General features: G+C 36.0%; 29 protein-coding genes. 6 read left to right on the top strand and 23 right to left on the bottom strand.

The annotated features are described in order from the left end of the window. Positions 1-388: 388 nt before the first annotated feature. Together BUB45_RS10380 and BUB45_RS20615 are read right to left on the bottom strand one after the other, a co-directional pair. Complete coding sequence (locus BUB45_RS10380) at positions 389-1,153, bottom strand: hypothetical protein (protein ID WP_073008536.1); 765 nt, start codon at positions 1,151-1,153, stop codon at positions 389-391. 48 nt (positions 1,154-1,201) lie between these two features. Beyond that, entirely contained in the window at positions 1,202-1,324 is a 123-nt protein-coding gene (locus BUB45_RS20615) for a hypothetical protein (protein ID WP_280157417.1), read from the bottom strand. Between the two features lie 184 nt (positions 1,325-1,508). On the opposite strand from BUB45_RS20615, the gene BUB45_RS10385 reads away from it, so the two are divergent. Then, positions 1,509-1,919, top strand: a complete 411-nt coding sequence (locus BUB45_RS10385; RefSeq protein ID WP_073008538.1) for a DUF6376 family protein — start codon at positions 1,509-1,511, stop codon at positions 1,917-1,919. Positions 1,920-2,076: 157 nt separating this feature from the next. On the opposite strand, the gene fosB is transcribed toward BUB45_RS10385, so the two are convergent. Continuing rightward, positions 2,077-2,496: a metallothiol transferase FosB gene (fosB, locus tag BUB45_RS10390; RefSeq protein ID WP_073008541.1), complete on the bottom strand. Its 420-nt coding sequence runs from the start codon at positions 2,494-2,496 to the stop codon at positions 2,077-2,079. A 495-nt stretch (positions 2,497-2,991) separates the two neighbouring features. On the opposite strand from fosB, the gene BUB45_RS10395 reads away from it, so the two are divergent. After that, on the top strand, positions 2,992-3,345 hold the full coding sequence (locus BUB45_RS10395) for a carboxymuconolactone decarboxylase family protein (protein ID WP_073008544.1): 354 nt from the start codon (positions 2,992-2,994) through the stop codon (positions 3,343-3,345). A 257-nt stretch (positions 3,346-3,602) separates the two neighbouring features. Here BUB45_RS10395 and BUB45_RS10400 read toward each other — a convergent pair whose 3' ends face one another. From BUB45_RS10400 to BUB45_RS20620, 14 genes are all read right to left on the bottom strand, one after another. Then, the gene (locus tag BUB45_RS10400) at positions 3,603-4,532 is read right to left on the bottom strand and encodes a phosphotransferase (protein ID WP_073008547.1); all 930 of its coding nucleotides are present in this window, start codon (positions 4,530-4,532) and stop codon (positions 3,603-3,605) included. A gap of 104 nt (positions 4,533-4,636) precedes the next feature. Continuing rightward, positions 4,637-5,179 (bottom strand): GNAT family N-acetyltransferase, encoded by a 543-nt coding sequence (locus tag BUB45_RS10405; RefSeq protein ID WP_073008550.1) that lies wholly within the window; start codon positions 5,177-5,179, stop codon positions 4,637-4,639. A 269-nt stretch (positions 5,180-5,448) separates the two neighbouring features. Beyond that, positions 5,449-5,955 carry a GNAT family N-acetyltransferase gene (locus BUB45_RS10410; protein ID WP_073008553.1) on the bottom strand — a complete coding sequence of 169 codons (507 nt, stop codon included), beginning with the start codon at positions 5,953-5,955 and terminating at the stop codon, positions 5,449-5,451. A 14-nt stretch (positions 5,956-5,969) separates the two neighbouring features. Beyond that, a complete protein-coding gene (locus BUB45_RS10415; protein ID WP_139300139.1) occupies positions 5,970-6,392 on the bottom strand; it encodes a cupin domain-containing protein in 423 nt (140 codons plus the stop codon). 115 nt (positions 6,393-6,507) lie between these two features. Further along, positions 6,508-6,987 carry a GNAT family N-acetyltransferase gene (locus BUB45_RS10420; RefSeq protein WP_073008559.1) on the bottom strand — a complete coding sequence of 160 codons (480 nt, stop codon included), beginning with the start codon at positions 6,985-6,987 and terminating at the stop codon, positions 6,508-6,510. A gap of 223 nt (positions 6,988-7,210) precedes the next feature. After that, entirely contained in the window at positions 7,211-7,576 is a 366-nt protein-coding gene (locus BUB45_RS10425) for a DnaJ family domain-containing protein (protein WP_073008561.1), read from the bottom strand. A 111-nt stretch (positions 7,577-7,687) separates the two neighbouring features. Then, positions 7,688-8,338, bottom strand: a complete 651-nt coding sequence (locus BUB45_RS10430; RefSeq protein WP_073008970.1) for an SIMPL domain-containing protein — start codon at positions 8,336-8,338, stop codon at positions 7,688-7,690. A 262-nt stretch (positions 8,339-8,600) separates the two neighbouring features. Beyond that, a complete protein-coding gene (locus tag BUB45_RS10435; RefSeq protein WP_073008563.1) occupies positions 8,601-9,569 on the bottom strand; it encodes a nuclease-related domain-containing protein in 969 nt (322 codons plus the stop codon). A 203-nt stretch (positions 9,570-9,772) separates the two neighbouring features. Further along, entirely contained in the window at positions 9,773-10,327 is a 555-nt protein-coding gene (locus BUB45_RS10440) for an SLOG family protein (protein ID WP_073008566.1), read from the bottom strand. A gap of 151 nt (positions 10,328-10,478) precedes the next feature. Continuing rightward, positions 10,479-10,844, bottom strand: a complete 366-nt coding sequence (locus tag BUB45_RS10445; protein ID WP_073008569.1) for a CotD family spore coat protein — start codon at positions 10,842-10,844, stop codon at positions 10,479-10,481. 243 nt (positions 10,845-11,087) lie between these two features. Then, positions 11,088-11,621 (bottom strand): DUF4269 domain-containing protein, encoded by a 534-nt coding sequence (locus BUB45_RS10450; protein WP_073008571.1) that lies wholly within the window; start codon positions 11,619-11,621, stop codon positions 11,088-11,090. Further along, positions 11,605-12,204: a GNAT family N-acetyltransferase gene (locus BUB45_RS10455; protein ID WP_073008574.1), complete on the bottom strand. Its 600-nt coding sequence runs from the start codon at positions 12,202-12,204 to the stop codon at positions 11,605-11,607. The genes BUB45_RS10450 and BUB45_RS10455 overlap by 17 nt, the downstream gene beginning before the upstream one ends. A gap of 17 nt (positions 12,205-12,221) precedes the next feature. Further along, positions 12,222-12,614 carry a large conductance mechanosensitive channel protein MscL gene (mscL, locus tag BUB45_RS10460; protein WP_073008577.1) on the bottom strand — a complete coding sequence of 131 codons (393 nt, stop codon included), beginning with the start codon at positions 12,612-12,614 and terminating at the stop codon, positions 12,222-12,224. A gap of 96 nt (positions 12,615-12,710) precedes the next feature. After that, complete coding sequence (locus tag BUB45_RS20620) at positions 12,711-12,836, bottom strand: hypothetical protein (RefSeq protein ID WP_280157418.1); 126 nt, start codon at positions 12,834-12,836, stop codon at positions 12,711-12,713. 343 nt (positions 12,837-13,179) lie between these two features. On the opposite strand from BUB45_RS20620, the gene BUB45_RS10465 reads away from it, so the two are divergent. Together BUB45_RS10465 and BUB45_RS10470 are read left to right on the top strand one after the other, a co-directional pair. Continuing rightward, positions 13,180-13,470 carry a MazG-like family protein gene (locus BUB45_RS10465; protein WP_073008580.1) on the top strand — a complete coding sequence of 97 codons (291 nt, stop codon included), beginning with the start codon at positions 13,180-13,182 and terminating at the stop codon, positions 13,468-13,470. Between the two features lie 245 nt (positions 13,471-13,715). Then, the gene (locus BUB45_RS10470) at positions 13,716-14,084 is read left to right on the top strand and encodes a MazG nucleotide pyrophosphohydrolase domain-containing protein (protein ID WP_073008582.1); all 369 of its coding nucleotides are present in this window, start codon (positions 13,716-13,718) and stop codon (positions 14,082-14,084) included. A gap of 14 nt (positions 14,085-14,098) precedes the next feature. Here the strand turns inward: BUB45_RS10470 and BUB45_RS10475 are convergent, their stop codons facing one another. From BUB45_RS10475 to BUB45_RS10485, 3 genes are all read right to left on the bottom strand, one after another. Continuing rightward, entirely contained in the window at positions 14,099-14,251 is a 153-nt protein-coding gene (locus tag BUB45_RS10475; protein WP_073008587.1) for a small acid-soluble spore protein P, read from the bottom strand. Positions 14,252-14,354: 103 nt separating this feature from the next. Next, complete coding sequence (locus BUB45_RS10480; RefSeq protein ID WP_073008590.1) at positions 14,355-14,870, bottom strand: GNAT family N-acetyltransferase; 516 nt, start codon at positions 14,868-14,870, stop codon at positions 14,355-14,357. Between the two features lie 210 nt (positions 14,871-15,080). Next, positions 15,081-16,010, bottom strand: a complete 930-nt coding sequence (locus BUB45_RS10485; protein WP_073008593.1) for a manganese-dependent inorganic pyrophosphatase — start codon at positions 16,008-16,010, stop codon at positions 15,081-15,083. A gap of 195 nt (positions 16,011-16,205) precedes the next feature. Between BUB45_RS10485 and BUB45_RS10490 the strand changes: the two genes are divergently transcribed. Then, the gene (locus tag BUB45_RS10490) at positions 16,206-17,342 is read left to right on the top strand and encodes an NAD(P)/FAD-dependent oxidoreductase (protein WP_073008596.1); all 1,137 of its coding nucleotides are present in this window, start codon (positions 16,206-16,208) and stop codon (positions 17,340-17,342) included. 222 nt (positions 17,343-17,564) lie between these two features. On the opposite strand, the gene BUB45_RS10495 is transcribed toward BUB45_RS10490, so the two are convergent. Beyond that, positions 17,565-17,981, bottom strand: a complete 417-nt coding sequence (locus BUB45_RS10495; RefSeq protein WP_073008598.1) for a universal stress protein — start codon at positions 17,979-17,981, stop codon at positions 17,565-17,567. A gap of 204 nt (positions 17,982-18,185) precedes the next feature. Further along, positions 18,186-19,646 (bottom strand): SulP family inorganic anion transporter, encoded by a 1,461-nt coding sequence (locus BUB45_RS10500; RefSeq protein ID WP_073008601.1) that lies wholly within the window; start codon positions 19,644-19,646, stop codon positions 18,186-18,188. 275 nt (positions 19,647-19,921) lie between these two features. On the opposite strand from BUB45_RS10500, the gene BUB45_RS19875 reads away from it, so the two are divergent. Then, positions 19,922-20,089 (top strand): hypothetical protein, encoded by a 168-nt coding sequence (locus BUB45_RS19875; RefSeq protein ID WP_170861746.1) that lies wholly within the window; start codon positions 19,922-19,924, stop codon positions 20,087-20,089. A 183-nt stretch (positions 20,090-20,272) separates the two neighbouring features. On the opposite strand, the gene BUB45_RS10505 is transcribed toward BUB45_RS19875, so the two are convergent. Beyond that, positions 20,273-20,785 carry a GrpB family protein gene (locus tag BUB45_RS10505; protein ID WP_073008604.1) on the bottom strand — a complete coding sequence of 171 codons (513 nt, stop codon included), beginning with the start codon at positions 20,783-20,785 and terminating at the stop codon, positions 20,273-20,275. Positions 20,786-20,891: the final 106 nt, after the last annotated feature.

A 20,891-nucleotide genomic window follows, 5' to 3' on the forward strand; every position in this document is an offset into this window, starting at 1 on the left:
CAATCAACATTTACTTACTATGTGACATAACTAACATCATACCATAGGTTAAAAATGATACAAACCAATACGTTTTATGGTTTAAAAGTATAAAATCCAAAATTACAGGAGTGATACTAGTAGCGCAAAGTTATATTTACAGTAGCATTCATTGACAAGACATCAGTAACCATAAATAGTTGGATCTGAATTACTTAGCCTATACAAAATCCATTAGAAAAACTTAGCTTGTCGCCAAGTCTTATAGAGAAAGTTGTAGTTTTTCTTATACTATAAACCTTAAAACGTTATACTTTCCTATAGTACAAAAAAATATGGAAAGCATACCTTTAAAGGGCAATGCATACGACATATACTTACTCAATCTCATCTCATTCACAAAAAATTTCTACTTGTTTGTAAATATTATAAAGCGATTCTCTAGTTCAAATTTAAAGTGAAGGTAGCTATGAAGTTCCCCATTTTGAAATGGGTATAACTGTAATTTTTTTGCTTCTGTTGCATGGTTAACAATAATTTCTTCCATTAAATCAACAGGAGTTTTATGCATTGTAAGTAACCCTAATTGTTCTGCAGTATGGTATAATTTAGCTTCATGTACTTCTTTAATTAGCTGATCTATGCCTTTTTCACGTTGCTTTATTCCTAATCGCTTTGCTTCTACCTCTACCTCAAATTGGATTAATGCTTGTTTTAATTGTTCTGTCGTTTTACCTTCACATACAACCCCCAATTGGTTGGCTTTCTTCCTTAATTGTTTATCAAATACTTCTGTCATTAATTGTTCTGTCGATTTTCCAGTTGTTTTTAAACCAAGCTGTTTTGCTTTTTGAACCACCTGCGTATAATGAATCGCTTCTAGTAGCTCTCTTTTACTTCTTCCTTCTGGCTGAATGGCATATTTTTTCCTAGCTTGTTCTATCATTGACTGCTCTACTTCTTTTTGTAATGTTGTCTTAGATTTCCCTTCTACTTGAATGCCCATTTCCTTCGCCGTATACATCAATAACATTTCATTATAACGCTGTCGTTCTTTATTATCCATTGAACTGGATTTTGTTAAAGGTTCATGAAGAGAAGCTGCTATTGCTTGTTCACTTGTTAAAAGCAAAAGCAAAATCACACATATCGATACACATTTTCTTTTTTGCATACGAACCATCCTTTGTTTTAGTGCTCTCAAATATGTAGTTTTGCCAAATTAGTCAGCTACAATTATACCAATTACTTGAAACCTTCTGGATGTATTATTCGTACCTAGTAATAGAGGGTAAGGAGCAGCAAATACTTCCACACTCGCTAAGGAAAGCGAAATTATTTTCAACGGTAATTAGAATAGAATATACAATAAATACTTTTAATTGTTTAAAATTCAACTTATTGTAAATGTCTCCCATTTACTTCAGAAATAATTCCCGGAATTGTGTGATATGGATTAGAAAAACTTGCTATTAATCCTAAAGATTTAATGCTTTCTTATAGCGAATTAAAGAAAGGTTGGAATAACTATGAAAAAAGTAACGCTCGGTTTGTTAAGTCTATCCTTGTTATGGTTGAGTGGTTGTGCCCTATTAGAGGAAACGACGAATTCTTTAAATTATGCAGAGGAAGCAACTGCCTACGTTAATGATTTAAACCTTTTTCTAGAAGAAGCTTCTACTTTAGAAGCAGATGAACTAAGAACAGAACTGGAAAATCTACAAACTACAATAACTGACTTTATTGATATCGACCCGCCTACCATTGCTGAAGACATACACGAAGAATTAAAAAGTAGAAGTGAACAATTATTAGATACAACGAACGATTTAATGAATCAAGGGGAGGTAACAGTTGAACAACTCAAAGATACAGAGCTTTATCGTACGATTGAAAATATCCAATCGTTGCAAAACCAAATTGAACAACTGGAACTGTAGTCGGGTGAACTGTTCTTTAATGGAGACTTCAAAGCAAGTTTCAAATCATATTTTGGAAGTTTTATAACTACATGCGAATAACCTATTTAAGGAGCATTCAATTAGTGATGTACAAAATAACTTGGCTTTTCACTAATTCCGTCTCGTTTTAAAAAAATTATTCAAAAAAATTCATATACTGTTTATCCTTTTTATAATAAGCTAACCGATCTGCTAAAGTGCCTGTGTGAAATTCGAACTTATGCCCATCAGGATCTGTAAAATAGATGGATTTTTTATCCCTCACATCTCTTTCTCTTCCTTGCAAAATATTCACATTTAACCTACACAATAAATCATATGCTCTGTCAAACTCTGCTTCATCAATGGAAAACGCAAGATGTGTATAAGATTGATGGATTTCTTGCCGCGGAATATCTTTTTCTTCGTTTAACGCAAGCCACAGCCCATCCAAATCAAAATATGCAGTGCTCCTCCCTTTAACTAACAGCTTTGCCCCGAAGACTTGTTCATAAAATACAACCGACCTTTCTAAGTCGGAAACAGAAAATAAAACGTGATTTATTCCCTTCATCATCTTTCCCCTCCGTTCCTATGTATATGGAGTGATTGTGGTCTTTTGGACTTAAAGCACAATAATTTTAAAGAGCAAGTCACCATTTGACAGAATAACTTGTCTTATATTTAGCAGGAAGAAGTGCATAGTATTATTCACCATAATAGGTTTTATTCGATTTTCGTTTATGAAGGTATTTCTTCACTATTGGATATATGACTGGTCCATATTTAATTAATTTTCGGATTAATTTCTTCATCATAAACCCTCCCATTTATACTTTATTTTATCGCAAATTACAATTAAATGAAATTTTGTTGTTATACATTAAAAATGCATTCCCTTTTTTAACTACAACCAAACAAATTCTCGCAAATATTCGCTGTTTAATTGGTCATACTAATAACATATAACTATTAGAAAAACTGTCGCCAAATCTCATAGCAAAAGCTGTAGTTTTTCTTATACGATATACCAAAATTTTATACATCTATAGCGAAAAAGGAGTAGTAATATATGGAACCTCATCGAAATTCGATTGAACAGACGTTATTAGCGTACAAAAAGGGTGTAGACATCTTTTCAAAACAAATGCCTGCATTTACGAAAAAGTATCATGATTTTACAGAAGCTTGCTTTCAAGAAGGAGAGCTTTCTGCTAAAGCAAAGCAGTTAATAGGTCTAGGTATCAGCTTACATGCACAAGATGAGTATTGTATTATTTATCACACAAAAGGATGCTTGGACCAAGGTTGTACAAAGCAGGAAATTTTAGAAGCGGCAGCTGTTACAGCAGCATTTGGTGGTGGAGCATCTATGAGCCAAGCAGTAACACTTGTTCTAGAGTGCATTAACGAACTTTCAAACTAAGCAAATACAGAGAGTTGCCACAATCGTTGTCGCTTGGCTTGCATGTGGTAACTTTCTCTTGGCTTTTGCTAAGAAGTAATCTTATTCTCTTCCTTCAATGGTTAGCTTCCTATTTACACGCTCTTCTAGAATAGTCATTTACTTACTTTTACACAAAATCCTCCGTGCAGGTTGTTAGCAACATGCTCATCATGGTGAGTAGTATGCAGAAAACGATTGGCTTAACATTTTTCACGAAAAAGTTACTCTTGTCCTTCTCAAATTTCATATGGTTGGCTATGTAAAAGCAAATGAACAACACTTAAAAAGAGCTGACGTTGCGATGGCTTTTCCCAGTCTTCAAGAACTTCCGCCATCAGCCACATTACTTCGTCTAAAAACACATGCTCTAAAGCCATTTTCCACACTCTTTTTTCTACTTCTGTTACTTGTACAAACTGATAATAGCCAGATAAAAACGTCTTCCATTGTTCTACGGTAAATACGTAATCAGGTGCAGATGATAATTCATTATGAAATAATAATAATGCTAAAGCTAAATTAAAAACACGCGGAACTTTTGCAGCATTGTCGGGATCAATCAAATAAGGTTCAGGTGTAAAGACTAGATTATTCGCTTTATAATCATGCGGTGTTAAAACATGGGGCAAGAGAAGTTCCTTCAAACAAGATTGTTTGGTTACACAGGAAAGTAATTTTTCTTCTAACTGAGTAATAGGAAAAGTAACACGGTTCCGTTTAGCATGAGTTGTAATCGTTCGTACGCTTTCCTCTACTTCTTCATTCGTGAAATCATACACAGCATATTCTGGAATTTGAAATAATTCTCCTTTTGGTGATAACGCATGAATATGCCCTAATAAACAACCCGATGCATATATTTGTGTATGTGTCGCTGTATACGATTTCCCATGGATAAATGGGTACACAACGTAACACGCATCTTCCAGTTCTTGCGGGTTATTTGTGTCCATTTTTATCGGTGTAACAATAGGAACGCCATTTGCTCGTAAAAATCGTGTGTATTTCGCTAATGCTTCAGCACGTTCGAGTGGTTTTTGCGTTTTCTTCACAATAACCTCTTTTCCTTTATATGGGACATGGTAAACGGGAGAAAAAGGGTAAATACTTTTGGGCTCTTTATCAACAGCTATTTGAAAGTGCTCTAATACTTTTGTACTCTGCAAATCAATTCCCTCCTCTTTTAAATGTCGTTTATCCCAATTATAGGACTTATCTAACTTTCTAATTTTGAAGAGTTTACAAGCAATTTGAAATAAATATCACCACACTATGAACGATGCACTTTTTTATCAGTGTCATACGTCAATAGCCAACAGTCATGATATTTCCCTTCATGAAACGCATAATGCAATAATTTTTTCACACGTTGAAATCCTGCTTTTTCATAACAGGCTACCGCCCTAACGTTCTCTACATGTGGGTCAAGGACAACCTTGGACGCACCGTACGCTTCAATGAGAAATGCCGTCACTTTTTTTATAAGCTCCGTTCCAATTCCTCTATTTCGATAATTACCTTCACCAATGAATTGATCCATACCGTAAGCGCTTGAACCTACAAGGGGCATCAAATTACTTGTACAACTATTAATTGGATAATACTGCAAATAACCAATTGGAATTTCATTACAATATATAATACAGCGGGATATTAATGCATTATTTGTATAGAATTTATCCTCTATCATTTCCATTGTATAGGATTTATCCCTCCCTCCATAAAATTGTAAAACAGAAGGGTCACACAACCAACTCCTTAGCAGTGCTTGATGCTCCTTGTTTAATGGCCGAATGGAAAGATTATTTTGCATTTCATACCTCCTAGCATAGTATGTTTAGGCATTACTTTTTCGCCTTCTTAATCTGATTCATTCATAAAAATTGTATCTGCTCTTGCACCCGTTACTTTCCACTGCAGCGGACGCTTTCCTCAGGGCTACTTGAGCCTCTTCGCTCACAAAAATTTTTCGCTGTGGGGTCTCAAGACTCATGCTCCTAAAAGGTGTATTCTTTTAGAAAACGTGGCTTATGGTGTAAGTTGTAGCTTTACTTATTCTATAAAACTTTCAATTTTATACTCTTATTGTGTAAAAATACTTATATCTTTCCAACCATATACAAGCGTTGGTAATTCATGACCTCCAACATGCAGCTTTGTGCGCTGGAGCAAGCTTCCATCCATAGCTTCATAGAAATGTTTCGCTGGATTATCCGCTAATACCTTGACAATCATTGTATTTACACCGTCCTTATAGAGCTGTTCCACAACCTTTTGAAACAACATGTTCCCTATTCCTTTTCTTTGGTAGTCTTCTAAAAGATAAATAGCATAAAGTTCACCATCATATCCAGCATATTTTCCTGTCCTTTCTTTGCCACCTGTAGCAAAACCAACCATATAGCCGTCCTTATCTTCAGCTATATGGATTGGTTGATTTACTATTTGCTCGCGCCATTTTTTTGGCTCATACGTTAAAGTTTGTAAAAATTCATCTGGCACGATTCCGCTGTACGTTGTTTTCCAGCTATCTATATGAACTTTAGCTATAGATGCGGCATCATCTATATTTGCTTGACGTGTCTGCAACTTCTTACCTCCTTTTAATAGTCTTCGTTTCTTTCTATCATTTCAGCGCATATATCATGAGATAGATTCAGTATAGCCGCTTCAACGACAATAGCCGTTAACCCATGTTCTGATTGCGTTACATGCCGTTCATTCTGTTCCCAATATACAGCTTCTCCTTTTTGAACAGGTAGAAAGTATCCTTCAGCTCCTTTTACTTCCCCACTTCCTTCAATTACAAAAAGAAGCTGATCTGTTGAAGCCGCATGCTCACCAACAACACCGCCAGCTTCTAGATATAGACAACTCATTTGGATGGACGCTTTATCAAGTTTTAATAACGGTCTAATGCTTAGATTTTTTGATTCATGTGCTGTAACTTGCTTTGCATACGCGGTTGAAAAACGATAAATTTTCATTTTAATCGTTTCCTTTCTACCATTTTTATACGTCGTCATAAAAAGGTGCAAAGGATCTCGGCTTTATTTTTATAAACCTGAAGGGACAAGTACAAACGATGGGGACTGAATGGTAATCATACTGTATAAGTATTTACAACTATCATTTGCTTCTTTATGAAAGCACCATGCGAACTGTTTGCAATTGTTGCCCAGCAAAATCTTCCGTGAATTCTTCTACTTTTTTAAAGCCTTTATGTTCATAAAAACGCGTGCCTTGCTTATTTTCTTTCTCAACCTGAATATAAATTGCCGCATTGCGATTTATTTGTTTTCCTGCTTCTAATAGTGCTGTTCCTGCTCCCAACCCTTGATATTCTGGCAATATATAAATAGCAGCTAATTCCATTGTTCCTTTATCTGTAACAGGAGAAAAATTTGCAAATCCAATCACCTTTGCGTCTACTACAGCAACGAAAAAATGCGATCCTTTTAACCGTCTAAGCAACATATCTTCACTATAAGCACCAACTAAAAATGTATCTCGAGTACCTTTAGGTATAATTCCTTCATACGTGGCGTGCCAGCTTGTTACTGCTACTTGTTGAACGGATTCAATATCTGCTTCTTCCATCTTGCGTATGCTCAAATTCATGCTCAGTCTCCTCGTATGTATAAATTAGGCAAATCGTTTTTAGCCTATTGTTTTTATATGTGCGTGAACCATACTTCACAGTGAAGTCGAAGCTCTCCTCTCATACTGCTTAGGCCCCCAAACGTTCGTTGCAGAACCCGGCTTACGCCTCTTCCGTGCCATTCAAAAAGCTGTTCCATCTTTTAGACTTGTGATCATTTCTTGCTTGATTTCAAAAATTGCTTTATTCATGTATTTTGTTTCGCTGTAAAGAAGGCGGGCACAAGCGATTGTATTGTTTAATTTTTTTATTCGTAAGTTTTATTTTGGCCTTCCTTTCTTCTACATGCAAAATAGCTAGTTCTTCTTTTAACACGTCAATTTCATTAGCTAATTCGATCCATCTTGGTAAGACGTGATTATCCTTCATTGTTTTATATAACTGCTGTTCTTGACTAAAATTGTCACCCTTTAATTTTAGTGGTTTTCCTTTTCCTGGTAAATTTTCAAATTGTCCTTCCCTTTCTGCCCGTTTAACCATTTCACTAATGGGATCAGTATATTGAATTCGCTCATTCACTTCATACTCTTTTTTCGATTCTTTATCCATCCACATCCCTCTTTTCACTTTTTATTTTATTATAGTATTCGACATATTCCATAAATAACCTGCTTCACAAAAGCGAAAAACAGGGAAAATATTTGAGAATAAAAGCTTTTTTTATTGGACAAATGCATACCGATATAACAATTCCACATTTGCTTCTACTTCTATTTGACCGGCTTGAATCGGGGTCGTAGTACTTTCAGCAGAAGCAGAAAAGGCTTTATAAGCTACTGGAGATGGTGAGGTTTGTTCTATAATCATAAGCGGAATGGTATCTAGAACTACATGGAAATTTTGAGCAATGGTGCTGGCTTTGCGAGTTCCATCCTCTAAAGCACTTTGCAAAGCCTGATCATAAGCGGCTGCTTGCTGATCAGTTGAAAATTGAATATCAAATACGCGGTTTACTCCTTCTAGGACAGTCCTATCAATAATAGCTCCTATTGCTTCAAAATCTGTAAGCATAACTTGAAGCGTGTTCATAACCTGATACCGTTGATTTACAGGCTTTCCATCTTTATAGTCAAAAATAGGTCGGATAGTAAAGGAAGAGGTTTTTATTGCTTGTGGAGGTACACCTAATTCATTTAAAGATTGAATTACTTGATTCATGATGCGCGCATTTTCCTGTTGCGCTTTCGTAAGGGAAGGATCTTCAGTAACGACTCCTAATTGAACCGAAGCAATATTTGGCTCCACCATTACTTTTCCTGTTCCATACACTTTCATTGTCCTATTTGAGACGGACTCAGTTCTTGTAGGCATTTGATAATAGTTGGGATACATGTGAACGGTCACTCCTTTCATGATGCTTTATAGCAATCATTAAAGGTTATGCGGACAATAACGTAAAGATGAAAAAGAGAGCAAGGAAGTTTAAACGGATTCTTTTTACTAATTGTGAACTCCAGCGAAAAAGTGGTGAACTTCAAACAATTTTCTTGTGAACTCCAGCGACTTTCATATAAATTCAAGCGATTTCCTTGTGAACTTCAGCGAATTTACAGAATTTGTATCCTGCTCTCTCTTAGAATCGTAAAACTTCTACCTTATATTTTCTGCCACTAGTATTTCCAACAGCGCCCATTTTTTCTTTCATAAGTAATCGTTTCATCATATGGGAAGATGGTACTTCTAAATACTCTCGAGCTTGGCGATTCGTTATATACGGTTCTATCAATAAAGCATAATCAGAAAGCGCATGTCGATGAGCTGTTTTTGACTGTTGATGACAGCTACTGCACCGCCACGTCCCATAATGAAAGTACATTTTGCTTTTCTTACAGTTAAAGCAAAATACACCTCGAAGAAGCTCATTCTTTGTCAGCGCATACTTCTGCATAACAGCAACCTCTTTTGTTGTATGGGAAGAAATTAGGAGAGAGGATAAACGAAGCAGTTCTTCTTCAGATAAGCAAGATTGCGTATATGTTTCTTGAAATAGCTCCACCTTTTCAAGTAGCTTTTCTTTTTGAATAATATGTTTTGAAATCGTCGGATCGTTTGTGAGATTTTTAAGAATGGTCTTGGGGTGAGTATAAATGACTAATTTTTCAAGTGGGACTGGCGGAAGGTTGTATTGTCGCAACCATCGAAGCAATCTCGTGTGTTGTAAATTTATTTGGTATATTGGATGAGTAAAAGCTTCTTCTTTTTCATTTACAAAGCGAATAGCTTGTCCCATGTCATCAAAAATTACATGATCTTTAATATTTTTCACTTCTAAAATGAAGAGAAACTTCGTAGAGGCAACGAGAATGTCTATTTGAAAATAGCCGTGTTCATCTTTCAAGCGAATATTATAGAAGATGAAGAAATTATGGTAGGGTAAAAATTGGAGATAATATTCAAGGGATGCTTCGCCTATATAACCTGCTCGCAATCGTTTCGCTTTACTTGTAATGCTCTCTTTTAATATGTGATGAGGCGAAATTCTTCGTGCTAATGCTTCCATTTGTAAAAGATAATGTGGAGCTTGCAATGGCTTTATTATCAATCGATCACTCCTTTTATTTAAGTTACTACTAAAATAACAGATTCGATAACATACTTCAAAAACCTGCAAGAAGTTTAAATTTATTACGCTTAGATTGTGAACTTCAGCGAAAAAGTGGTGAACTTCAAACAATTTTCTTGTGAACTCCAGCGACTTCCATATAAATTCAAGCGATTTCCTTATGAACTTCAGCGAATTTACAGTTACATCCAGTAATCAGGATTAGCCATCCTAATTTCTTCAACAACATCGTCTAAATCCGCCGGTGTAATCGTATAAATGAAATGATCTGGTAAAGATTGTTTAGCTATTTCATAAAAGAAGCGTATACTTCCTGGATACTCCTGATCCATAAGTAATAAGCAGGCATCGCTTTTATCCGCTAGCCATAAGTTTTTTGCTTTAAACTGATAGGCTCCTCGATAATCGCCTTGATATAAGGGTTTATAAAAATTAGCTGCTGCAACGATGGATTGGTACTTCTCTTGCAATGGCTCCGGCCAGCGACTGTCCTGATTTTCAAACGGTGGAAATATTCCTAATTGAACATCATAATTATCTTGCAAATCCAATATCACCTCTGCAGTCCACATTTCCACACCCATTTGCCCAGATAGGATTACCCATTCCAAGCCCTCCTCGATCATCGGTATTAATCGCTTTTTTATTGCGGTCTTTACATATGTAATCCGTTCATCATCCTCTTTAAATATATTGATTTCCATTGGTTTATATCCTGTTACGGTTAAAATTTTCATTTTATACGCTCCTACTCATTGGGTCTTTATTCCACTAAAGAATAGCCTTATACGATGACATCAAATTAGTGAAGGTACTAACAATAACATAACACACTTCTGCTTGGGATAATAAAGAGCTGACATATACTATGCCAGCCCTCATTCTAAGTTAACACCATTTATGTGGTGGTTGGCAATGTTTTGGCTTATGACAGCCGTGACCCATTCCTGGTCCCATTCCTGGTGCCATTGCTCCTCCTACTTGACCATTTCCCATTCCTGGTGCCATTGCTCCTCCTACTTGAGATGGTACATTAAAAGATCCACCATATACATCTACACAGCTATTTGTATTTTGTACAGAAGTAGAATGAGGAAATACATGCTTATTAATTGTCGTATGATGATTTTGCACCGTCGTATGCGAAGGGTGAATATGCTCTACAACATTTTCACTACATTGTTTTACACAATCATATTTTGTTGGATGAACGACCTGCTTTGGGGGACAACACTTCCCATGATGATTCCACATGAAAAATTCTCCTTTCCTGTTATAGGTTCACTAATAACCTATGGCAAGTATCACCCTTTTGTATAAGTCAATCACCTAAAAAGCTAAAATATGTTGTAAAAAAAGACTAGTCCTGTTTGTTTTCATTTACATCAACAACATAAATGTAGTAAAAACCAAAGCTAATTACTGTAAACCATAATATATATTTCCCTATAGCGTCATATAGTGAGTCGAGCAAAATATAAATAAAAATCCCCTATTTTATGCTATAATATGATTTTGTTTCCCATATTGAATTAACGCTTCAAAGGGGTCCCCTTCTAGCCCTAGTAGTTTACAAAAAGCTGCCTCTGTATTCACCCCTGATTGTTTGAAGTGAATCACTTTCTGTTTCCATTCAGGATACTTTAACAATATTTTTTCTTCAATAATCATGTGCAAGTAGGCGTATTGCTCATTGACTGGCTGATTTTGCGCAAAAAGTTCAAAAGAGAATGATTGATAAATAAAGTTCACTTTCAACACTTCCCGTTCGCGAATATTTTTACGTTTTGATGTAAATGATTCATGGTGCGAATATAACCGCTTGATCTTCTGTTCCAAACACCGCAAATCTTTAGAATGTAAAATGATATCTAAATCTGACTTAGAAGTGTGAATCCCTAACGGAAATGTACCGCATAAAATCGGATTATATGCTTTTAAATCATGCAATACATTTAAATGCATGATTACTTCATACGCTTGCTTTTGCTGTTTATCGCCAGTTAGAAGCCTTTCATAAACGTTTAGCATCATCTAACCTCTTTTCCAAACCGGTGCATGTATGCACTCGCTCAAATGTTTGCCGAATAGATTCCTCGTTCTCCCCATTGTAATGAGCCCAAGTTTGAACAGGACGAAGCGCTTTAATCTCACTTTTTACATGTTGCATTTCACTTTTACCTTCCATAAAAACATGCAAATAAGCATAAACGGGGCGGAAATCATTTTTCTTATACCAGTCTACAACCCAGTTATCGTCTCTTGTCCATGCTTCCAAATAGGTCAAACCTTTTTCAATGGCAAGGTTTTCGACTCGGTGTAATAAATGCTGTCCAATTTGAAGCCGCTGATAATCAGGGTGTACAGCAAGATGCCAAATCATGCCTCCAAGCCCCCGTTCACCTGTACATACCTGATTCTTTTCCGTCTCATATTCTACATCGATCAGCCCAACTACTTTACTTTGATGGATAGCCACCAATTCAATAGACGGGTGCTTATAGTTTTCTTTTTCTTGTAAGACATTATCATAGTAAGCTGTTGATAGAAAAGCCAATACCCTACATTGTAACCACCCTTTTTCATACTTAGGATGATAGGCTTTAATCTCCAAATAATCTCCTCCAATATCTATTTCTGGTTGTTTCTCTGCGCTTTCAATAAATCCCTTATTTCCTTTAATAATTCTTCTTGGGCGTTCACTTCTAGTACTTCCTCTACAGGATCTTCTTCTCTTTTACGTTTAAATTTCATTAATAACCGAATAAATAGAAATATAGAACCTGCAACAATAAAGAAATCAACAATGGATTGGATGAACAACCCATAATTAATAGTCGCACTTTTATAGGTGATTGATAAATTGCTAAAATCGATGCCATTCATAATAATGCCGATAATTGGTGTAATCATATTTTCTACTAAGGAAGTTACAATGGCGCTAAATGCTGCTCCAATTACAACGGCTACAGCTAAATCAACCACATTTCCTTTAAACGCAAATTCTTTAAAATCTTTCCACATAACGAAGCACCCTCTCCTGCCAATTTATACGTTTAATCATAGCAAAAAGTAATTAAAAAGTATAACTGTTAAGAAAGAACAACTGTCATGTAGACCCTAGCAAACAATTTCTTTTACTAGTGGATTTTTGGTAATACTTTTGGTAGCTGCTAGCCCCATAAAATCATAGGACTGCTGGGCAATGGAGGACATTACAAAAAGACTGATTATTGGTAATGACATGTTTTTACATGGAGATAGCTTATTCCGCAAAACATGCCATATTACTGTATTATGTTTTACAGGCGTATCATAGATGCAAATACTATGACTCAAAATCTAAAGGGAATTTACTTTACATACCTTATACGCTCAAAAGAGTCTATATCCAAAAAGAAATCAAACAAATTTTTTTTACTATATAATAGATATTGCATAAAAAGAATTAGTTCATCTAGAGTAGGGGGAATCCTATAAAAAGCAATAGTTGTTTATTGTCATTATTCATCAAAAACTGGCCCCATATATATCATAAATGATAACTTGAGAATATAACCATTATAAAAGTTGGAGGTATTATACGTCTATGGAGCAATTATTGAGGCAGATCAAGCTACTAAGTGAAAAAGAACCAAAAACATTGGAGCAAATGGTACTAAAATTAACAGAAGAGGTTGGAGAAACATCACAAGCAATATTATCTTACTTAAAAGCAAATGGAAGTGAATATAAACAATTAGGTATTCATGAAGTAAAAGAAGAATGTGTAGATGTCATTCTTGTAACTTTAGCCTTATTCTATAAAGTCGCTGAAAATGAAAATGAGTTACAAGAATTAATAATAACAAAAATGGACAAATGGCAGCGTAAAATGTAAAAGAGCAGAGCAATTTATTATTTACTAAGTGCTTTAGTAAAATAACTTAAGGGGCTATTTTTACTGCTTTTTTGCATTTTCCAATATTCATTAAATAGGTTTTTAATGGAGTAAGGTGTTCCATAAAAAACCTATACGGCTAACTTTTTCCCTTTATACCTCTCCCCATTCATCGCTAAATAAAATTATATAATACTTTCATTTTTTGTTAAACTGTTAGTAGTAAAATTGGAGGTTAGAGGAGAATGAATGTTATTGAATTTCAACAATGGGTAAAGGAATATTATGAAAGTAGGGGCTGGTCCGAATTAGACATTTTTATTCGTATCGGTTTTTTAGCAGAGGAAACGGGTGAAGTTGCACGTGCTGTAAGAGCCCTTGAGATAGGAAGGGATAGACCTGATGAAATGAAGGAAACTTATGAGAAAAATAAACAAGCGTTAACTGAAGAATTAGGGGATGTGTTGGGTAATTTAATCGTGATTGCAAATAAGTATAATATCCCGCTAGAAGATGTGTTTCAGTCACATAAGAAGAAACTCTCCGATCGTTATTTTAATGATGAAGCAAATAAAAGCTTTAACAATCAGTGGGATGAAAAAACCTCCCACTGATTCAATTTTTCACTTTATAACCCATGATGTGGATTATGCTTCTGACTTGAATGATTTGCCTTTTTCACCTTTTTAGAGCCAGCTAACGGTTCTCCATAAGGTTGCCTGGGGCTTTCAGGTAAGTCAGGGTGTGATTGCTGTTTTGGACCTTTTGGTTTACCTCCCATGGAAATCCCTCCTCTTTTCGTTACAATTAGCATTTGTAGGAAGCGCCCAGTTTATTCCTGATAAATACGCATAAAAATTTATCTAGGATAATAAGAAGCTGAGCTACCTTTCCCATTCTTCTCTCAGAATAGCATACGCATATTCATCCCACCATTCGTCTTCATGAGGAATGCATTTTTTAAAGTAGCCTTCTCTCCTCATACCAATCTTTTCCATGACACGATATGAAGGAACATTCTCTGGCTGGCAAGTGGCTACCACCCTATGTAACTGTAGCTCTTCAAATCCATATTTTAGCATTGCAAATGCAGCCTCTGATGCGTAACCTTTATTATGATATTTGGGATTAAATACCCACCCTATCTCATAAGTGTGGTTGCCGAAATATTCGAAAAATTTAACGTGGCCGATTAAAGTGTTTGTATTAACTAATATTACTGGGAATTTTTTGGCTGATTTACCCATGTTCTGTTTCATACAATTCTGTGTTTCCTCTTTTGATAGCAATCCTTCCGGCATATATTTCATAACAGAGCTTTGGGACGTATAGTGGTACACTTCTTGCCAATCACCCCATTCAAAATTACGTATCAACAATCTTTCTGTTCTTATTTTCATACAAATTCTCCCTAAAATTATTTATTGACATGAACGCAAAAAATAGAATTTTTTTGCATTCAGATGTTCCCCTTCATATGCATCATCCTAACTAACATACACTTTATAAGAAGCTTTTCTAAATAAAAAAGATATATGCCCATGTGGAGCATAATATCTTTTTTTATTTAGTCTATTTGCGTATATTCCTTTTCCCTTATGCATTCTTATTTATTTCTCATAGGCATTTGTTAATGCTGTTACGATTTGCTTTTTACGTGAGACAACTCCTTTTAACAACGCACGGCTACGCTTGTCAAGGTCAACCTTAAATGCATTTTCTACTTTCGCTTTCCCACTACCAACAGCAAGTACTTCTGAATCATTGTTCAAGATATCCGTAACAACGAATAAAAATAAATCAAGATTTTTTTCTTTAATGATATTGGAAATTTCCGCTTCAATTTCTGCTTGCATTGCATAGATTTGTTCTGTATCAACAGCATTTACTTGGGCAATTTCTACTTTTGCACCACCCATAGAAAATTCTTTTGCATCCATGGTTATTAATTCGGAAATAGACTTATCTCCTAAATCTGCACCTGCTTTTAGCATATCAAGACCATACGTATGCACATCTACTTCAGCAATTTTTGCTAATTCATAAGCCGCATCGATATCTTCTTGTGTACACGTTGGAGATTTCAACAGTAAAGAATCAGAAATAATAGCTGATAGTAATAAACCAGCAATTTGCTTTGGAACAGCAACCGCATTTTCTTTATACATCTTATTTAAAATAGTAGCTGTACATCCAACAGGCTCAGCACGGAAATATAACGGTTCACTTGTTTCGAAATTGGAAATTCGATGGTGGTCAACCACTTCCGTAATACGAGCATCTTTAATATTCGCTACACTTTGTTGAAATTCATTATGGTCAACGAGAATTACATTCGTTCCTGGCTCTACTTCCTCTATTAGCGCAGGTGCTTTTGCTGCAAAATAATCAAGTGCATATTGCGTTTCTTTACTAACTGCACCTAATCTAGCAGACTCCACATCCATTCCTAATTGCTGTTTTAAATTCGCATATCCGATTGCAGAACAAATTGCATCTGTATCTGGGTTTTTATGTCCAAAAATTATCGTCTTTGCCATCAATCATTTCTCCTTCTAATAAGCTTTTACCACTATTAGCTTATCAAAATTCATTTAGCTTGAATAGCAATTTAACAAAAATTCATTAGAATAGTCGTAAAGAATAGCCATGGATTTACTTTTTTCACACTTATTTTTATGATGGTATAGAATATTATTTTTAGATACAGTATGAAAACGAAAGGAATATCTTTAATGAAAAAAAAAGCAATTATCATTGGCAGTGGCATTGTTGGTGCTTCTGCTGCTTATTACCTTACCAAAAGCAATTGGGATGTCACCATTGTTGATAGTAAAGAAAAAGGACAAGCGACAGACGCAGCAGCAGGGATCGTTTGCCCGTGGCTGTCCCAACGAAGAAATAAGGCATGGTATGAATTGGTCAAAGCAGGTGCTAGAATGTACCCAAACTTAGTGAAATCGCTTGCTAAGGATGGAGAAAATGAAACTGGGTATCAACAAGTTGGGGCATTACATTTACATCGAGATGAGCAAAAATTAATCGCAATGAAAGAACGAGCAGACAAACGAAAAGCAGATGCACCCGAAATTGGCAATATAGAGCTATTATCTCCCGAACAAACGAAAGCACAGTTTCCTCTATTAGACGACAGCTACCGTTCTGTATATGTTAGTGGAGCAGCACGTGTTGACGGAAGAAAGCTCCGTGATGCACTTCTTCGAGGAGCACAAAAGCACAGCGCAAAGCTAATCAAAGGAGAAGCAACCTTACAAAACATTGGACAAAGTATTACAGGAGTTACTCTACAGAATGGAGAAGAGATAAAAGCAGATATCGTTATTGCTGCAACAGGTGCTTGGATGCGTGAATTACTTTCTCCTTTAGGAGTTTCTTTTCAAGTTGAAGCGCAACGAGCACAAATTTTACACGTACAACTTGCAAACCAAAATGTAGACTTGTCTACTGCACCCGTTGTAAAGCCACCCAATAACCAATATATGCTCACCTTTCCAAACAATCGAATTGTCCTCGGTGCAACATATGAAAATAATGTTGGTTACGATTGGCGGGTAACTGTCGGTGGAATGCATGAAATAATTACAAAAGCGATGGAATTCGCACCACACGTAAAGGATGCGTCAATTGTAGAAGCACGCGTTGGCTTTCGTCCTGTAACGCCAGGACATCTACCAGTTGTTGGGGCTCTCGCTGGTTTTCAAGGATTGCTCTTAGCAAATGGACTTGGATCAACAGGTCTGACGATGGGACCATTTATCGGATCTCAACTAGCATGTTTAGCAATGAATACACAACCAGAGATTGACTTATCTCCTTATGATGTACGAAACGCTATGAGAAACCTGCCTTAATATACATTGGGAAAATCATGGCAACATTTTTACACATTTTTTGTAAAATAGGTAATATCAATGAATGAGGTTTTCTTTCATCCCCACTCATTGTTTAGAATTCCAAAAGTAGGACCTTAATGCATTTGAACGAATCGAGTTTTTAGGAATAAAATAGGTCGGATGAAATCAAAGATAATCTATTGATCCCATCCGACCTTACTTAAAATTCTAGCAACTCGTTCATTTTACAATTAACACAGGGCATTCCACTCTTTTAGCAACTTTGTGACTGACACTACCTAACAAAAACGTTTGTAGGTTATTCCTACCACGACTTCCTAAAATGACACAATCGATATCATGTTCATTGGCATAAGTTACAATTTTCGGACCTGGTTCCCCATGTAAAACAGTAACCGTATAGTCTATTTCTCCTTCTTGTAGCACCTCTGTTACAGGTTGCATCCTTTCTTGCCTGTTTTTTTCTACTTGCGTATGATCTGTAGCATGTAGCACATCTGCTTTTGCAGTCTCACCGTCAACCACATATACCACTTCTACTTTAGAAGCAAACTTTTTAGCTATTTCCACAGTATACTCAGCAGACCTCACCGAATGAGAAGATCCGTCTGCTGCTAATAAAATATTTTGAAACAAAGCTTTCACCTCACATATTATTTTTAGAAAAACTTGCATTATTGCCAAATCTTTATAGCGGAAAAACGCTATCTTTCTTCTTATACTATAAACACTATTGTATAGAGAATAACGCACTTTGCTGAACTACAGATTTCGGTTACATACACTATTTCTTTTAAAAAACTTGGCTCATCGTAAGTTTCACTTATACTTTAAATTGTTTTAATGTCCAGATGCGTTAGAAACACCGCCAATTCTCTGCTTTAAATTTCTGCTTGCTTCATTTAAACCTGTGATTTCCACACGAATATCCTGTTGAGCGAATTTGGCTTCTATTTTATCTAATGCGCCTACTGCTGAGTCGTCCCATAAATGGGTTTGTGACAAATCAATTTCTACACATTGAATATTCTCCGTATACGAAAACTTACTTGGCAAATCACTGACAGAAGCAAAGAAAAGCTGTCCTACCACATAATAGATACGCTTGTTTTCTCCATTTACTCGTTTACTCTGTACAGTTACATGGGAAATTTTAGCCGCAAAGAAAATAGCGCTAAGAACAACACCTGCAAGTACGCCTTTAGATAAATCATGTGTATAAACCACTACAGTTACCGTTGTAAGCATAACAATGGCATCTGTGCGCGGTATTCGATGTATATGCTTGACAGAGTTCCAATCAAATGTGCCGACAGATACCATAATCATAACTCCTACTAAAGCAGCCATAGGAATCTGCACTACTAACCCGCCTAACGCAATGATAAGAAACATGAGAAACACACCTGCCACTAGAGCGGACAATCTCCCACGCCCACCAGACTTGACGTTAATAACGGATTGTCCAATCATCGCACAACCTGCCATGCCGCCAAAGAAACCCGCAGCAATATTGGCAATACCTTGTCCGCGACTTTCTTTATTTTTATCACTTTCTGTATCTGTCATATCATCTACAATACTTGATGTGAGTAGTGATTCTAATAACCCGACAATAGCTAACGCAAAGGAATAAGGTAAAATAATCATGAATGTTTCCCACGTAAATGGAACAGATGGAATTAAAAATGCAGGTAACTCTTGCGTTAGTGCTCCCATATCGCCAACCGTACCAACTTGAATATCACCGAAAATAACAATAGCTGTTACGACCACAATTGCCACTAGAGCTGACGGAACTGCTTTCGTAATTCTTGGTAATAGGTAGATAATCGCTAAAGTTACGCCTACCAACGCGAACATCACCCAGCTTTCACCTTGAAAATGGGGGATTTGCGCTGTGAAAATTAAGATTGCCAACGCATTTACAAAACCAACCATTACTGACCTGGGAACAAATTTCATCACTTTAGCAAGCTTGCAAACCCCAAAAATAATTTGAATAATACCAGTTAAAATGGTTGCTGCTAATAAATAATCTAACCCATACGCAGCAACTAATCCCCCCATTAGAAGAGCCATTGCTCCAGTTGCAGCGGAAATCATACCTGGACGCCCTCCGACAAAAGCAATCACTACTGCGATACAAAAGGATGCATATAATCCAACCATCGGATCAACTCCAGCTATAATAGAAAAAGCAATTGCTTCTGGAATTAATGCTAAGGCAACCACAATTCCAGCTAAAATATCCCCTTTAACGTTACCAAACCACTCCCGCTTCCAATCTTGTACTATCAAATAGTTCTACCTCTTTCTATGAGTATTCTTCAAGCCTCTCCTAGCTTAAATCCGTAATTAACCTTAGCATTATAGCATAAGATTATCTTTCACTAAACACGCAAGAAAGCGGGTACATTTTTACCTATATTTATTTTACTTTGATTTACTTTGATTCACTACCTCATTTGTTAAAAGTAATCTTATTAACATATTTACATTAACATAAAGGTTTGGTAAGCTAACTTTATATTTAATACCATTGAACATGAAGATACATTGGGGGATAAATTGTTATGAAAGGAAAGATAGCTGTTTTCGCAGTAATTATTTTTACAATGATTGTACTTATATTATGTTGGTTTTGGTTGCAGGATGTAATTACAGATTATGATTTAGAACGGACTTCTCCTGTACAAACAACAGAATTACTTCCATCTCATATCGATTGCAGGCAGTTTTAGAAAGACTTAGTTTATTGCCACATTTTTCATCTATGGGCTACGAACAAGTAGCAGGAGGGAAAAAATACATCGATCACGACGCCATTTTTCTAATCGATGGTTACTCATCCCATCCGAGCTATCCTGATCCCCCTACCGCGTACAAGAAAATAGTAGCAAGCATAACATCTTTCCATTTCTTCTTTACTGTTTATACCAACTTAATGCCCGCTGCTCTACATCTTTTACAAAATCATTTTTTCCTCTCATATATTTTTCCACTTGATTTGAGTAGTTTTTTGCCAAAGTCCGTTTTAAGTTTCCATATTCGATAGCAGTCGAGGGGTGATGGATTAAATAATCCCTAAATGCGATATGCCGTTTGATATGCTGGTCTCCTTGTTGAAACATATGTACATGATGCGTCCGCTTGTACTCACCTTTAATAAAGAATCTTCTTCCTTCGATACCATATTCACCTAATGTATGATACCCTAGATTTTCCATTCCTTCTATATACTCACCTACTTTCTCAATCGACTTTACTACTGGCATTATATCTATAATTGGTTTAGCAGCTAAACCCGGCACAGCCGTACTACCAATATGATGTATCGTAACTAATTCCGTTTGAAATAACTCTTTTATATATGTTGCTTCTTGTCCAAAAAGTTGCTGCCACTGACTTTGGTATGGAATAACTACTACTTCACGCATGGATTTATCTCCTCTTCCCGTTATTATAATGAGGCTCCTGTGAATGAGAAGCCTCATTTCATATAATACAATACTCTCTTAGGAAAACTGTTGTCGTCTTCCCCTA

The sequence above is a fragment of the Virgibacillus chiguensis genome, from assembly GCF_900129865.1.
Classification (GTDB): domain Bacteria; phylum Bacillota; class Bacilli; order Bacillales; family Amphibacillaceae; genus Virgibacillus; species Virgibacillus chiguensis.

Bases quoted from the DNA above. Each gene is read 5' to 3' on its own strand.
- BUB45_RS10430 (WP_073008970.1), bottom strand. From the start codon at position 8,338: ATGCCTACAAGAACTGAGTCCGTCTCAAATAGGACAATGAAAGTGTAT.
- BUB45_RS10405 (WP_073008550.1), bottom strand. From the start codon at position 5,179: ATGCAAAATAATCTTTCCATTCGGCCATTAAACAAGGAGCATCAAGCA.
- BUB45_RS10380 (WP_073008536.1), bottom strand. From the start codon at position 1,153: ATGCAAAAAAGAAAATGTGTATCGATATGTGTGATTTTGCTTTTGCTT.
- BUB45_RS10450 (WP_073008571.1), bottom strand. From the start codon at position 11,621: ATGCTAAACGTTTATGAAAGGCTTCTAACTGGCGATAAACAGCAAAAG.
- BUB45_RS10480 (WP_073008590.1), bottom strand. From the start codon at position 14,870: ATGAAAATAAGAACAGAAAGATTGTTGATACGTAATTTTGAATGGGGT.
- BUB45_RS10470 (WP_073008582.1), top strand. From the start codon at position 13,716: ATGAATGTTATTGAATTTCAACAATGGGTAAAGGAATATTATGAAAGT.
- BUB45_RS10385 (WP_073008538.1), top strand. From the start codon at position 1,509: ATGAAAAAAGTAACGCTCGGTTTGTTAAGTCTATCCTTGTTATGGTTG.
- BUB45_RS10440 (WP_073008566.1), bottom strand. From the start codon at position 10,327: ATGAAAATTTTAACCGTAACAGGATATAAACCAATGGAAATCAATATA.
- BUB45_RS20620 (WP_280157418.1), bottom strand. From the start codon at position 12,836: ATGTCATTACCAATAATCAGTCTTTTTGTAATGTCCTCCATTGCCCAG.
- BUB45_RS10475 (WP_073008587.1), bottom strand. From the start codon at position 14,251: ATGGGAGGTAAACCAAAAGGTCCAAAACAGCAATCACACCCTGACTTA.
- fosB (WP_073008541.1), bottom strand. From the start codon at position 2,496: ATGATGAAGGGAATAAATCACGTTTTATTTTCTGTTTCCGACTTAGAA.
- BUB45_RS10425 (WP_073008561.1), bottom strand. From the start codon at position 7,576: ATGGATAAAGAATCGAAAAAAGAGTATGAAGTGAATGAGCGAATTCAA.
- BUB45_RS10465 (WP_073008580.1), top strand. From the start codon at position 13,180: ATGGAGCAATTATTGAGGCAGATCAAGCTACTAAGTGAAAAAGAACCA.
- BUB45_RS10490 (WP_073008596.1), top strand. From the start codon at position 16,206: ATGAAAAAAAAAGCAATTATCATTGGCAGTGGCATTGTTGGTGCTTCT.
- BUB45_RS10420 (WP_073008559.1), bottom strand. From the start codon at position 6,987: ATGAATTTGAGCATACGCAAGATGGAAGAAGCAGATATTGAATCCGTT.
- BUB45_RS10395 (WP_073008544.1), top strand. From the start codon at position 2,992: ATGGAACCTCATCGAAATTCGATTGAACAGACGTTATTAGCGTACAAA.
- BUB45_RS10445 (WP_073008569.1), bottom strand. From the start codon at position 10,844: ATGTGGAATCATCATGGGAAGTGTTGTCCCCCAAAGCAGGTCGTTCAT.
- BUB45_RS10485 (WP_073008593.1), bottom strand. From the start codon at position 16,010: ATGGCAAAGACGATAATTTTTGGACATAAAAACCCAGATACAGATGCA.
- BUB45_RS19875 (WP_170861746.1), top strand. From the start codon at position 19,922: ATGAAAGGAAAGATAGCTGTTTTCGCAGTAATTATTTTTACAATGATT.
- BUB45_RS10505 (WP_073008604.1), bottom strand. From the start codon at position 20,785: ATGCGTGAAGTAGTAGTTATTCCATACCAAAGTCAGTGGCAGCAACTT.
- BUB45_RS10415 (WP_139300139.1), bottom strand. From the start codon at position 6,392: ATGACGACGTATAAAAATGGTAGAAAGGAAACGATTAAAATGAAAATT.
- mscL (WP_073008577.1), bottom strand. From the start codon at position 12,614: ATGTGGAAAGATTTTAAAGAATTTGCGTTTAAAGGAAATGTGGTTGAT.